The sequence below is a fragment of the Enterococcus mundtii genome, from assembly GCF_002813755.1.
GTDB classification, from domain to species: Bacteria; Bacillota; Bacilli; order Lactobacillales; family Enterococcaceae; genus Enterococcus_B; species Enterococcus_B mundtii.
Genome location: NZ_CP018061.1, coordinates 2281718 through 2295734, shown reverse-complemented (window position 1 = coordinate 2295734; position 14017 = coordinate 2281718). Strand labels below are relative to the sequence as shown.

The window sequence follows — 14017 nt, the reverse complement described above, 5'->3', positions numbered from 1 at the left end:
TGAGGTGGTAACACGCAAAAAGGCGTCCTCAAGAAAGTGATGAGTCATTTTCTTGAGGATGCCTTTTTTTATCGTCAAACCGAAGGAGGAGTAAAAATGATTGAATTACAAGCAATAAATGTTTCTTTCCAACAAAAAGAAAAGACGATCCAGGCAGTGAAACAGGTGGATCTTTCGATTGCTAAAGGGGATGTTTACGGTATCGTAGGTTATTCAGGTGCTGGGAAAAGTACGTTGGTTCGTGTCATGAACCTGTTACAAAAACCAACAAGTGGCAAAGTCATCATCAATGGAACAGAGTTAGGGAAACTATCCCCGAAAGAATTACGGAAAGAACGAAAATCGATTGGGATGATTTTTCAACATTTTCACCTAATGGAAAGTCGCACGATTTTTGACAACGTCGATTTCTCGTTGAAATATACGAAAAAATCGAAACAGGAGCGTCGTCAAAAAGTCAATGAGCTTCTAACATTAGTCGGGTTAGAAGAAAAAGCAACTGCTTATCCAAAACAACTTTCAGGAGGACAAAAGCAAAGAGTTGCTATCGCTCGTGCATTAGCTAGTGATCCGCAAGTGTTACTTTGTGATGAAGCAACGAGTGCCTTAGATCCAAAAACGACTCATCAGATTTTAGCTTTGTTGAAAAAATTGAACCAGCAATTAGGGTTGACGATCGTTTTGATCACACACGAGATGCAAGTCGTTAAAGAAATTTGCAACAAAGTAGCCGTGATGGAAAACGGGGAAGTAATCGAACAGGGAAGTAGCGTTCAGATTTTCAGTGCACCAAAAGAAGTTTTGACGCAAGAGTTTATCCGAACAGCCACCCACGTTGACCAAGCATTAGAAACGATTCGCTCGCATCGTGCTTTTGCAGATCAGTTGACCAATAAATGGTTAGTGGAATTGAGTTATGTGGGCACACAAACAAATGAACCGTTGATCGCACAACTTTATAGCAAATACCAAGTGAGTGCGAATATTTTATACGGCAATGTAGAACTATTGCAAGAAACCCCATTAGGACGATTGATCGTTACTTTATCAGGAGAGATCCATCAACGAGAAAAAGCCTTGGCTTATCTCATTGAATCCGGTGTACAAGCAACGATTTTACAAAAAAATGGAGCAAGTAAGGAAATGAAAGTGATTCAAGGAGGACGCTGATATGACCCATTTCTTAGAAACCTATTTACCCAATGTCTATTCGATACCTGATGAATTTATTGAAGCGACGAAGCAAACGTTGTATATGTCTTTTTGGACCGCGTTGATCGGAGGTGCAATCGGTCTCGGTTTTGGGATCATATTGGTTGTGACACGGCCCCAAGGATTGCTTGAAAATCGCTTACTTTATGAAGTGCTAGACAAAGTCATCAATGTTGTCCGCTCGATTCCCTTTATCATTTTACTTTCTTTACTGGCATTGACGACTCGCTTTTTAGTTGGTACTACGATTGGTGCGAAAGCTGCTTTAGTCCCTTTGATCTTTGGCGTTGTGCCATTTTTCGCTCGACAAGTAGAAAATGCGTTGTTAGAAGTAGATCCTGGAGTGATTGAAGCGGCCGAATCAATGGGAACCAGTCCATTAGGGATCGTTTTTAGAGTCTATTTGATCGAAGGATTGCCAGGGATCATTCGTGTCTCTGCATTGACGATCATCAATGTCATTGGCTTGACTGCCATGGCAGGAGCGGTTGGCGCAGGAGGATTAGGAAACCTAGCGATCTCTCGTGGGTACAATCGTTTTCAAACAGACGTGACTATCGTCGCCACTTTGTTGATCTTGATCCTTGTTTTCTTAAGTCAATGGATCAGCAACTTATTGATCAAAAAAATATCACATTAAACTGGAGGAATCATCATGAAAAAAATCATTCGTTATACAGTACTCGCTTTTGTTGCACTTATTTGGTTGGCTGGCTGTAGCCAAGGAAATGCCGAAACAGACACAAACAAACAAACGACAGTAAAACTTGGGATCATTGGAGAGGACACTGACGTTTGGGATGATGTCAAAGCACGTTTAGCAAAAGAAGACATTGACTTAGAATACGTGAAATTTACCGACTATAATCAACCGAATGCTGCATTAGCGGATGGCTCGATCGACCTCAATGCTTTTCAGCATCAATTCTTTTTAGACAATTACAATACGGAACACGGAACGGATCTAGTCTCGATCGGAAACACAGTGAATGCACCTTTAGGAATCTATTCCAATACGATCCAATCCATTGATGATATCAAGGATGGCGCAAAAGTAGCGATTCCTAACGACGTCACAAACGGCGGACGGGCATTGCTATTGCTACAAACAGCTGGTTTGATCAAAGTCGATCCAGCGAAAGATCAAACACCGACTACTTCAGATATTACTGAAAATACAAAGAACCTAGACATTTCTGAACTGGATGCCTCACAGACAGCTCGTGCATTGAATGACGTGGATCTTTCAGTGATCAATAGTGGTGTCGCAGTTGATGCAGGATTGAACCCAACGAGTGATGCGATCTTTTTAGAACCTGTCGATGACAGTGCCAGACCATATGTCAACATCATTGTAGCAAGAAAAGAAGATGAAAATAACGAAATCTATCAAAAGATCGTTGACACTTATCAAACGGAAGAAACAGCAAAAGTGATCGAAGAAACATCAAAAGGATCAAGCGTACCTGCTTGGGAAACATTTGGTAAAAAATAAAAAGCAAAATGGAGGAAGCCAATATGACAACATCTACTTTAACAACACATTCTTTTAAGGAAGCAATCCACCAACGATTGGCTGAATATCAAGAACTAGCACTAGATATCCATGATCATCCAGAGGTCAGTAACTATGAGTTTTATTCGTCAGATGCCTTGATCAAACAATTAGAAAAAGAAGGATTTTCTGTGACAAAAGATGTAGCTGGTCATCGAACAGGATTTGATGCTCGTTACGCTTCAGGAAAATCAGGACCAACGATTGCTTTTTTAGCAGAATTTGACGCTTTACCAGGAATCGGTCATGCTTGTGGACATAACTTGTTTGGTACGTATTCTGTCTTAGCTGCCAGTGTCTTGCGCGAACGAATTGCTGAAATCGGTGGAGAAATCCGGGTATATGGCACACCTGGCGAAGAGGGAGGCGAAAACGGATCAGCTAAAGGAAGTTTTGTACGGGAAGGCTTTTTTGAAGATGTGGATGCTGCCCTTTGTGTCCATCCCGCATACCGTTACGGCAAAACGACAGAATCATTAGCGAACGATCCGGTGGACATCAAGTTCCATGGTGTTGCTTCCCATGCAGCCGCCGCACCAGAAAAAGGAGTGAATGCCTTAGAAGCGTTGCTTCAAGTGTTTAATGGAATCAATGCGTTGCGCCTGCAATTGCCAAAAGACGTTAATATCCATGGCATCATTACGGATGGTGGGGTCGCTGCAAATGTGATTCCTGAATATGCGGCGGGTCGATTTTACTTGCGAGCAAAAAATCGCCAGACATTGAATGCGGTGTATCAAAAAGTCGAAAATATCGTGAAAGGTGCGGCTTTGAGTACGGGAACAAGTTATGAATTTGGGTTGTTCCAAAATTCGGTTGATGATGTGATCGTGACGCCTTCATTTGATGCGCTGTTCTTCCGCCATGCGGATGTAGCAGGTGTACCTGATGAAGAAATCGAAACAAAAGAACAAACAAGTCTAGGCTCTTCTGATGTTGGTAACGTGAGTCATGTGATTCCGACGATCCAACCAACCGTCTCGATTTCTGATGAATATATTGCCGGTCATTCTGAAGAATTTAAAGCAGCTGCTCGCAGTGAAAAAGGACTAGCTTCGATTGCAATTGCTGCTGAACTATTGGCAAATACTGCCTTAGATCTATTTGAAAAACCAGAACTTCTAGATAAAATAAAGCAGGAGCATCAAGCAATCCTTGCAAAAAAATAACGGGAGATGATGGATGGGTGAAAGGATTAGATCGTGATAAATCAAAACATTTGTTTTCAGAAAAAATACATTTAGATTGACAAACTGGACAGATGCAGGTAAACTTCATGAAAGTTCACTTTTCACCCAGTAGTAGTTTTGGTGTTTTGTTCAGAAAGTCGGTGGTTGCTGCGAACCGACCAAGCCAGTTCTATGAATTACAGGAAAAGTTTTAACAATTAAATCATTCAAATCAAAGTGAAAAACAGATCTGTTTTTAATTAAGGTGGTACCGCGGAGAAATTCGTCCTTAGTTGAAAACAGATCTTTTTGTCTTTTTAGGGAGGAAACACAGATGAATTGTGGCGGAGTCATTCGATATCGAAGCTTTTTTAAGACGTAACAAACTTAAAAAAGGAGAATGGATATGGAAAAAATAAAAAAACCTAGTTTTATAGAAGCAGTGAGTGTATTAATAATTATCGTTGCAACGATAGCAGCCGGAGTAGTTGGCTTTAAGATTTCACCGAATATCGCGATTTTGATTGCTATTGGTATGGTCATGGTCTACGCAGTAGTGAAGAAACAGCCAACCGATCGATTACATGAAGGAATCATCAATGGCCTCAAACCGGGGATCATCCCGATCTTTATCTTTATTTTAGTCGGCGCATTGATTGCGGTCTGGATCCAAGCGGGCATCATCCCAACGTTGATGGTTTATGGTTTTAAAATTATTAGTGTCCCGTGGTTTGTGCCTTCAGTTTTTGTTGTGTGTGCCATCGTCGGCAGTGCAGTCGGTAGCGCCTTTACCGTCATGTCAACGATCGGTATCGCCTTTTTCGGTATCGGCACAACGTTGGGATTGAATCCTGCATTAGTTGTCGGTGCCATTGTTTCTGGAGCAGTTTTTGGAGATAAGATGTCGCCATTATCTGAATCGACAAATCTGGCAGCAGCAATTGTTGATGCTGATCTATTCAAACATATCAAACATATGATGTGGTCAACACTTCCGGCATTTATTGTTTCTTTGATTTTGTTTGCATTTTTAGGACATACAGATAAAGGTGCTAGCTTGACAGAAATCCAAAATGTAACAACCATTTTAGAAAACAACTTTACGATTTCAATCTGGTCTCTAATACCTTTATTCTTGATGCTGGTTTGTGCTTGGAAAAAAGTTCCAGCGATCTTAACGATCCTGTTGAATATTGCCGTAGCAGTTGGAATGATATTTATCCAAGATCCAAGCACTTCCTTCTCAGGACTAGCGACAGTCCTCGAATCTGGTTTTCTATCTGAAACAGGAAACGCGCAAATCGATGCGTTACTTAGCCGCGGTGGGATCGAAAGTATGATGCCTACAGTTTCCTTGATTATTCTGACGCTTTCATTAGGTGGTTTATTGATCGAATTTGAGTTGATCTCTACAGTTATGGAAGTGGTATCGAAGAAAATGACGACGACACCTAAACTGATTTTTACGACACTGATGACAAGTATTGGCGTCAATCTGTTTATCGGTGAACAGTTCTTATCTGTGATCTTACCCGGAAATGCGTTCAAAGAAACATACAAAAAAGCAGGACTTGATCCAACTGTTTTGAGTCGTACTTTAGAAGATGGAGGGACAGTCATCAATTACCTTATTCCTTGGGGGATTGCCGGTAGTTTTGTTGCCAGCACGTTTGGGATACCAACGATGACCTACTTACCATTTGTATTCTTTAGTTTGCTTTCTCCCGTCTTTTCGATGGTCAGTGCCATTACTGGTTTAGGTATTGCAAAAAATAAAGAAAAGCAGGAACAATTGAACGTTGCGAAGGAAACGATATAAACTCAAATAAATAGTCACCCGATCAGCGGGGGACTATTTTTTTTGGATAATCAAGGGTTTGACTCATCAATTGAACGTATCGATGAAGTGAAACAACAACTATTCAAGTATCGTTGCAAAAAATGAGGGTGATCTTTTTTGACGAATGGGTCATCCAGGCTCAAAATTCTCTAAAAAGACTAATAAAAACCAGCTAGAAAGCTCAAAGATCTATCAAGTGATCTCGTATTTTCTAGCTGGTTCATGGGGAAGTTTTAGTTATCTATCTTTATCATCAATCAAATCGAAGAAAAAGGCTCATTTTTTATCGCAAAGACATCTTTTTTCTTTTGATAGCTAAAGAAAATCACCGCATATAACAAAGCTGTCAAGACCGTTACACCAATTGAATTTGTCATGAGTATCCCAATCAAGATCAAGCTTAACGCGATCAAAGCAAATAAATTAAAGCTTTTGGCTTGCCAAGTGCCTTTCTTCAATGCTAAACGAAAAGCGGCAGCGCTGATCATTAGCCAAATCACGAGTACCGTATAAGAAAGGGAACCGGCTAAGTAACCAAAAAGTTTGTCACCTACGAAATAGGAAAGAATGACACCTAGATATAGCACGCTGGTACAAAATAATACAGCACGTTGTGGCACATAATGTTTGTTCAACTTTGCCAGTTTCTTGGCGGTGCCTTTTTTGTCTTTCAAACGGAAAAACAATAGACGGGAAGAAGCATAAACGCCAGAATTGATCGATGAAAAGAGTGCCAAGACAATGACGAAGTTCACGATATCACTAGCAAAAGGGATATTCATCTGTTCAAACACCAAGACGAACGGGCTAACTGCAGAACCAGCTAAAGTGTTCCAAGGGAAAAGAATCAGCAATAAGAAAAGCGGAATAATATAGAAGGAAACAATTCGGCCCATGACCCCTTTTATCGCTTTTGGTATGGCTTTTTTAGGATCGTCCGCTTCACTGACGGTGATTGCAATCAATTCCGACCCGCCATATGAATAGATAACGACAAGTAATGAACTAACGACCCCTTTTAATCCATGGGGAGTAAAGCCACCGTGATCAGTCAATTGACTTAATGTAGGAAAAATTCCAGTTCCTAACATTTGTTGTCCGACGAGATATATCCCGAAAAGAATCATCAAGATAATGACACTGATCTTCGCAAAAGCCAACCAATATTCGGTTTCAGCAAACAAGCGGACAGAATAAAGATTGATCAGAGTCGTTAAAATAGCTAAAAGTAAGATGAAACACCATGCAGGTACATGCGGGAACCATAATTGTAAGAAGGAAGCTGCTGCTACAGCCTCGGCGATGATATTGATCATCCACATGGAATAATAGACCCAGTCGACGAAGTCCGCAGAATGATTACCTAAATAAGGGCGAATCAAGCCAGATAATCCATGTTGTGTATCCCCACCGTCTAAAACTAACTTACCTAGACCACTCATAACAATAAATAAAATACCACCACCGATCAAAAAGGCAAGCAAAACTGCAGGACCAGCGATCCCAATTGCTTCACCACTTCCTTTGAATAAACCAGCACCAATTGCACCACCCAGAGCAAGCATCGTGATGTGTCTAGAGCTTAGCTGTTTTTTTAATTTTGTTTGTTCTGTACTTTCCATCAAAAACCCTCTTTTCTAAAAACATAGCTGAAAAAACAAATAGGTTATAAAATAATATTCTCTATAATAACAAATTGTCTGACAATTACAACTATTCTGAAAACTTTTTTGTAATTTTTAATGAAACAATCATAGAACTCTTATCTGTTTTGATAATTATTGTTATATTTCTATAAAAAATAACTTGAAACGAAAGCGTTTCATTCGCTTTTTCCTTTCATGCAGGGCTATTATAAGAGGAAACCCATACTTAATAGGTTTGTTTTGAGTAAGTAAAAATAAGGAGTTGATAACTATGAGCCAACACGAACGATTGCTTATAGCGAAAAATAAGGCGTTATATTTTTTCCCATACGTACAAACAATGGACGTCATCTCAGCAAAAGATTTGATGGATGATTCCTTTATGTCATCGTTCCAACAGCAACTCGATCAATATAAACTAATTATTTTTTTAGATTATGGTTTTGATGTGGCATTTGCTTCTCGCATTCGACCGTACACAAATGCGAAGATCATTCTCTTCTTTTGGAACCATTTCAAAGAAGAACACCTTCAGTTATTGAAGAAAGCAGAAGCAGAACCAGCAATTGATGACATTTACCATTTTGATATTTTAGAAGCAAAAGAGTTAGGGATTAAGCATAATAGTTCGTTTTATTCAAAAGAGATGCAATTACCAAAAGCTGAAGTCACGACTGATCTCTTCTTTGGCGCAACTGATAACGGCAGAAAACAACGAGCAGATGATTATCAAGCCACATTTGAACAGTTAGGTATCTCAACAAATTTTTTTATTTTACCAAGTCGTGGAAATGATCAAGAAGGGTATCTGACCTATACAGAATATTTGCAAAAGACGAATGGTTCGACAGGTATTTTAGAATTGTTGCGAGAAGGTCAAAGTGGTGTGACATTACGAACATTTGAATCGATTTTCTTCCAAAAGAAATTAGTCACTGATAACAAAGCGATTTCCGGGTATCGTTTCTACAATCCACAAAATATTTTCTTGTTGGAAGAAAGGAATTTGGATGAACTTCCTGCATTCTTAAATAGCCCTTATCAAACCGTCGATCGTGAGATCATCGAATTTTTTGATGTAGAAAATTGGTCACAGCGGTTTATCGATTATGATCCTGAAGTATTTTCTATCTATGAATATAGCGGTATTGAAGCACGTTAGATATGATATAGTTAAAGAAAAACACGTTGTTCAATCATCACAGAAAAAGGAGTCTCTAAATGAAATTACTTGCAGCAATCGATTCGTTTAAAGGTAGCGCATCGTCTATTGAACTCAACCAAGCAGCATTGCAAGGCTGGGGGGAGGCGGAACAAACAGTCAATCAACCTATCGCAGATGGTGGCGAAGGAACTGCTGAAGTGATTTACGCTACTTTAGGCGGGGAATGGCGAACACTTTTTTGTCCGGATTTGCTCTTTCGGAAAAAAGCATGTCGTTATTTACTGACACAAAAAAAGAACCGTAAGTTAGCCATCATTGAATCGACGGAAGTTATTGGATTGGACTTGTTGACCGAACCGACAGATCAAACGATCCGGTTAGCTTCAAGTTTTGGTTTAGGAGAGTTGATCAAAGATGCTTTGAATCAGCAAGTAGACGAAGTTATCGTAACATTAGGTGGTAGCGGTTGTTCTGATGGAGGCTTGGGTTTATTGCAGTCATTAGGGGCGAAACTAAATGGTGTGACAGAAGGGAATCCTTTGTTATCCATCGAGACAATCGACGTCTCTCAATTAGAGCGAATCGAGCAACGATTGACGATCGCAGCGGATGTTACGAGTCCTTACACTGGCAAACAAGGTGCGACTCAGCTGTTCGGCAAACAAAAAGGTGGTTCACCAGAAACACTAGCATTTTTGGAAGCACAAGCAGAAAAGGTCGCTGAACAAATCAAAGAACGCACAGCAATCGATTTGAATAAACTCCCTGGCAGTGGCGCAGCTGGTGGAATCGGAGGCGCTTTAGCCATTGTCGGAGCTACGATGAAAGCGGGATTTATGACTGTTTCTGAGTTAGTAGACTTAGAGAATAAAATCAAATCAGCCGATATCGTGATCACAGGAGAAGGACGGATTGATCAACAGACAATTCATGGGAAAGTGCCTTATGGTGTGGCTTCTTTGGCAAAAAAACACAACAAAAAAGTTGTAGCAATCTGTGGGAGTCGGGAAAAAGATTTAGGTCAATTAACGACGATTCTTCCTAGTGTATTTAGTATCCAAACTGGCCCAACTTCTCTTGATAAGGCATTGGATCATCAAGAAACACTAGAGAACGTCAGAATACTTTCACAGGCAATCAGTGGCTTGTTGCAATAATTTATTGGTTGACAGTCTTAAAACACCTATGGTAACCTAGTGGCAAATAAAGACAAAGTGAGGGATCCGCGCATTGAAAAAGTAAGTCAATTTGTTGAAGCTGCATTTTAACTATACCTTGTTCGTTCAAGGGGATAGTATGCAGATTTTCAGAATTGGCTGCTTTCAATGAGTGGGTCTCTTTTTGTACTCATCTTCTTTGACCAGTTCTGAAAATAGGACTGGTCTTTTTTATAACGAGGTGAAGATAAATGTCTAAAATCGAAATCAAACAATTGACGTTTGGCTATGACAGCCAAGACAATCTGTTATTCGATCAAGCAAACCTAAATATTGATTCCACATGGAAATTAGGACTGATTGGTCGAAATGGTCGTGGCAAAACGACGTTATTAACTATTTTGCAAAACAAACTACCTTATCAAGGAAAAGTGACCCATCAACAAGAATTTGTCTATTTTCCACAACAGGTCAGGGAAACGAATCGACTAACCTATGATGTGTTGTTAGAAGTTTCAGATTGTGAGTTATGGGAGATCGAGCGTGAGTTGATGCTGATGCAGGCAGATCCGGAAATTCTCTGGCGCCCTTACGATTCCCTTTCCGGCGGAGAAAAAACAAAAGTATTGCTGGCTCTCTTATTTACCGATGAGCAGCATTTTCCACTGATTGACGAACCAACAAATCACTTAGATGTGGTTGGGCGTCAGCAAGTAGCTGAATACCTGAATAAGAAAAAACAAGGGTTTATTGTTGTCAGTCATGATCGTCAGTTTATTGATGAAGTCGTTGACCATCTTTTGGTCATCGAAAAAAGTCAATTAGTGATTTATCAAGGAAATTATTCCGTCTACGAAGAACAAAAGCGTAGAAAAGATGAATTTGAGTTAGCACAAAACCAAAAAATCAAAAAAGAAGTCGGACGTTTGAAAAAAACCGCAGCTGAAAAAGCGGAGTGGGCTAACTCTCGAGAAGGAGACAAAACAAAAAAACGTGTTGGCTTTATTGATACCGAAGCACGGCGTGTCAATCGTGGCGCAATTGGAGCGGATGCTGCTCGTACAATGAAACGTTCAAAAGCGATCGTCAATCGGATGGAAACTCAAATTAGTGAGAAAGAGAAATTATTGAAAGATCTAGAGTCGATCGATTCATTGAACATGTGCCCAAATCAGTCGCATCATAAACGCTTATTGACAGTAGAAAATCTACAATTAGGCTATGAAGAGATGTTATTCGATCCTATCAGCTTTAGCATCGAGCAACAAGAGTGTGTGGCAATAACTGGACCTAATGGTAGTGGTAAATCATCGATCATCCAGTATTTACTTGGGGAATTTACTGGTCAATCCAAGGGGGATGTCACGCGTCCGGCAACAATCAGCATCAGTTATGTTCGCCAAAACTATGAAGATAACACCGGAACATTAACAGATTTTGCGCAAAAGAATCAGCTAGACTTGGAACTCTTTTTAAATAATCTTCGTAAATTAGGAATGGAAAGAGACGTGTTTCATACCTCCATTGAAAACATGAGTATGGGGCAAAGAAAAAAAGTGGAATTAGCCAAATCATTTGCACAATCCGCAGATCTTTATATCTGGGATGAGCCATTGAATTATCTGGACGTGTTCAATCAAGAACAAATCGAGCAGCTTTTATTACAAGTCAAACCAGCGATGTTGATCGTCGACCATGACCAGCGATTTTTAGAAAAAGTCGCAACGAAAAGAATCGACTTGAGAAGAAGAGAAACACACATTTGAATCACTAAGGCTAATCGAACGTCGTCGATTCCAAGCAGATGATCCATTTGGACTGAAATTGTATGATAAAATTGAAAGAGCATAAAATAAAGGAGAGTTATCTAATGTTATATATTACTAGACATGGCGAAACGACTTGGAATGCTCAAGGCTTAGTTTGTGGCCATGCAGACATCGAATTAACAGAAAAAGGGAAACAACAAGCAGAAAAACTCGCTGAAAAAGTTGCAAACTTGGAAATACCGATCACCAAGATCATTCATTCCCCTTTGCAACGCGCAAGAGATACGGCACAAGCGGTAGCCAAAAAAGTCAATCTACCTATGACAGTGGATGAACGACTGATCGAGATGGATTTTGGGGATTATGATGGGCGTCCTAGCGAAGATGAAGACTTTCAACGTGCACGCCAAAATTTTGCGGTACGTTTTCCAAATGGGGAATCGGTTTTAGATGTGTATGCACGGATCACCCCTTTATTGAAAGAGTGCTTAGAAGATGAGGACAATGTCTACTTGCTTGTTTGCCATAATGCACTGATCCGAATCATCAATGCCTATTTTCATCCAATGCCAAATGACACATTCTTTGACTTTTTTGTTGAAAATACAGAATTAGTTACCTTTGACTAGCTGTTTTTATTCTTGGCGTAACAAGAATAACTAGAGGATGTTATCGTAAATGTTCTGCTATATAAAATATTTTTTCTTTTCATGAAGATTATTTCACATAAGTACGCTTTCATGGTATAATTTCATAGGAATACAAAAAGAGAGGAAGAAATTTAATGTTATCAAAAAAATTATCTTTATTAGGTTTAACAGCAACAGCACTTTTGGCTTTAGGAGCTTGTGGTGCTGACAACAATGATTCAGCTAATTCTAGTTCAGCTTCATCAACAACAGAAGTAAGTACAACAGAAAGTTCAGCAGATGTTGTATCAACAGCTTCAATCAGTGATGATCCAGCTGTTTTAGAAAAAGCAATGTCAGCTGACGGTAACTGGATCGTTGCAGCAACAGGTGATGTGACATTCTCAAATGATGTAACTATCGCAGGCGAATTCCATGACAAAGATGATGCAAGTGCAGACATCTACCGCAAAATTGCTTTGTACTCACAAGACGATGACCGTAACGTAACTGCTGAATACACAATCACTGTTCCAACATTGATCGTTGAATCAGAAAACACAAATATCGTTCACGGAACAATCAAAGGTGACGTACTTGTAAAAGCGAACGGCTTTGTATTAGACGGAGCAAAAGTAGAGGGTAACGTAACATTTGAAAAACAAGAATACCAAGATTCAGCAAAACTTGACGAAAACGACGCATCAGTAACAGGCGACGTAACAGTTAGCGAATAATCTTATAGTCATCAAGACATCTAAAGCAGAAATCCTTCTGTTTTAGATGTCTTTTTTCATTAAAAAACATCCGATATCAATCCTTAGTGATACGTCCATAGGCATAGTGAGAAGTTTTACATAAAAACAATTGAGCGAAAAAACGTATATAACAAAAAAGAGAGTAACCCTATGATAGAAAATAATATGGGGTAAAAGATATTCATAGATAAAGGAGGATATATGAAGAAACGACTTTGGCTAGGTGTATTAGTAGTAATTATTTTAGGAGGAATCGGAGGGAAGAGGTATATGGATAAAAGAGAAGAAGATCGACAAGAATTGTTGGAAATACAGAAAGACTTGGCGAATTATGTGTATAACAATTATCGGTTATATACAACCAATGATGAGGAAACTGATAGGTTTACACAAGAATATAGTAATGGGGGTTTGACAACAGAAGAATATGTAGAAAAAGTTGTAAGTGTTAGGAAATATATAGATATAGACAAAATAGAATTTACTGGATATTCTATTGACCCAATGAATTCATTAATTATCTATTTCACAGTAAATGATGTCTATCGAGAAGAAGTATGGTTAGATACGAGATCGGCAGAAACAGATAAGTTTATTTACAGAATAACTGGTGGTAGAGGTAAAGGACCGTATTTTATTGATGAAAGAAAGGCAGAAAAAAAACTAGATATCTCAGATGAACAAATTGTTTATTATACAGGAGGAATAAATTAATGGATCAAAATAGATACTTATCTAAATTTATATATCAATTAGAAATTGGCAAGGTAAATTATGGCGATAAACCTCTTGGAACAAACCATATCGTTATAGAAACTTTAAATACAGATAAAGACAAAATCGGTAATGAATTTCGACCAAAGAAAAATAGTACGCAAGCAATGGTAGTAGCAGAAATTAAAGATGAATTCAAAAAACTTAGTGATAATGATTTAAGAAAAGTTCTCGGCTTCCCCGATTCCGTCATCACCAGAAACCTTACGATTGCCTATGCTGGCACGACTTCGTTCAAAGATTGGCATACAAATCTTGAGGAAATTGGTGAGAGAAATCAACGGTTATGACGTATTACCTATTCATATAATTATCTTTTATTGTAGAAGTACATAACTATGAA

The 14017-nt window shown here is 39.1% G+C and carries 13 protein-coding genes and 1 other annotated feature (1 of these 14 only partly in view); of the genes, 12 read left to right on the top strand and 1 reads right to left on the bottom strand.

Features of this window, described 5'->3' with window-relative positions:
* Positions 1-33: a binding site (T-box leader), on the top strand; it begins 207 nt to the left of the window's first position.
* A 63-nt stretch (positions 34-96) separates the two neighbouring features.
* The 5 genes from EM4838_RS10835 to nhaC all read left to right on the top strand — a co-directional run bounded on the left by EM4838_RS10835 (position 97) and on the right by nhaC (position 5755).
* Entirely contained in the window at positions 97-1170 is a 1074-nt protein-coding gene (locus tag EM4838_RS10835) for a methionine ABC transporter ATP-binding protein (protein ID WP_010734726.1), read from the top strand.
* A gap of 1 nt (position 1171) precedes the next feature.
* The gene (locus tag EM4838_RS10830) at positions 1172-1852 is read left to right on the top strand and encodes a methionine ABC transporter permease (RefSeq protein ID WP_071867172.1); all 681 of its coding nucleotides are present in this window, start codon (positions 1172-1174) and stop codon (positions 1850-1852) included.
* Between the two features lie 15 nt (positions 1853-1867).
* Positions 1868-2707 (top strand): MetQ/NlpA family ABC transporter substrate-binding protein, encoded by an 840-nt coding sequence (locus tag EM4838_RS10825; RefSeq protein WP_071867171.1) that lies wholly within the window; start codon positions 1868-1870, stop codon positions 2705-2707.
* A 23-nt stretch (positions 2708-2730) separates the two neighbouring features.
* A complete protein-coding gene (locus tag EM4838_RS10820) occupies positions 2731-3936 on the top strand; it encodes a M20 family metallopeptidase (RefSeq protein ID WP_071867170.1) in 1206 nt (401 codons plus the stop codon).
* Positions 3937-4342: 406 nt separating this feature from the next.
* A complete protein-coding gene (gene nhaC, locus EM4838_RS10815) occupies positions 4343-5755 on the top strand; it encodes a Na+/H+ antiporter NhaC (protein WP_071867169.1) in 1413 nt (470 codons plus the stop codon).
* Positions 5756-6033: 278 nt separating this feature from the next.
* On the opposite strand, the gene EM4838_RS10810 is transcribed toward nhaC, so the two are convergent.
* Complete coding sequence (locus tag EM4838_RS10810; protein WP_071867168.1) at positions 6034-7398, bottom strand: amino acid permease; 1365 nt, start codon at positions 7396-7398, stop codon at positions 6034-6036.
* Positions 7399-7693: 295 nt separating this feature from the next.
* On the opposite strand from EM4838_RS10810, the gene EM4838_RS10805 reads away from it, so the two are divergent.
* The 7 genes from EM4838_RS10805 to EM4838_RS10775 all read left to right on the top strand — a co-directional run bounded on the left by EM4838_RS10805 (position 7694) and on the right by EM4838_RS10775 (position 13964).
* Positions 7694-8584 carry a WaaS/CpsH family glycosyltransferase gene (locus EM4838_RS10805; protein WP_071867167.1) on the top strand — a complete coding sequence of 297 codons (891 nt, stop codon included), beginning with the start codon at positions 7694-7696 and terminating at the stop codon, positions 8582-8584.
* A gap of 59 nt (positions 8585-8643) precedes the next feature.
* Positions 8644-9744 (top strand): glycerate kinase family protein, encoded by a 1101-nt coding sequence (locus EM4838_RS10800; protein WP_071867166.1) that lies wholly within the window; start codon positions 8644-8646, stop codon positions 9742-9744.
* A gap of 251 nt (positions 9745-9995) precedes the next feature.
* A complete protein-coding gene (locus EM4838_RS10795; protein ID WP_071867165.1) occupies positions 9996-11510 on the top strand; it encodes an Lsa family ABC-F type ribosomal protection protein in 1515 nt (504 codons plus the stop codon).
* Positions 11511-11614: 104 nt separating this feature from the next.
* A complete protein-coding gene (locus EM4838_RS10790; RefSeq protein WP_071867164.1) occupies positions 11615-12142 on the top strand; it encodes a histidine phosphatase family protein in 528 nt (175 codons plus the stop codon).
* Between the two features lie 155 nt (positions 12143-12297).
* Positions 12298-12879 carry a polymer-forming cytoskeletal protein gene (locus EM4838_RS10785; protein WP_071867163.1) on the top strand — a complete coding sequence of 194 codons (582 nt, stop codon included), beginning with the start codon at positions 12298-12300 and terminating at the stop codon, positions 12877-12879.
* Between the two features lie 222 nt (positions 12880-13101).
* Positions 13102-13614, top strand: a complete 513-nt coding sequence (locus tag EM4838_RS10780; RefSeq protein ID WP_086335022.1) for a hypothetical protein — start codon at positions 13102-13104, stop codon at positions 13612-13614.
* Positions 13614-13964, top strand: coding sequence for a hypothetical protein (locus EM4838_RS10775; protein ID WP_086335021.1), 351 nt, complete (start codon positions 13614-13616; stop codon positions 13962-13964). Before EM4838_RS10780 ends, EM4838_RS10775 begins: the two co-directional genes overlap by 1 nt.
* Positions 13965-14017: the final 53 nt, after the last annotated feature.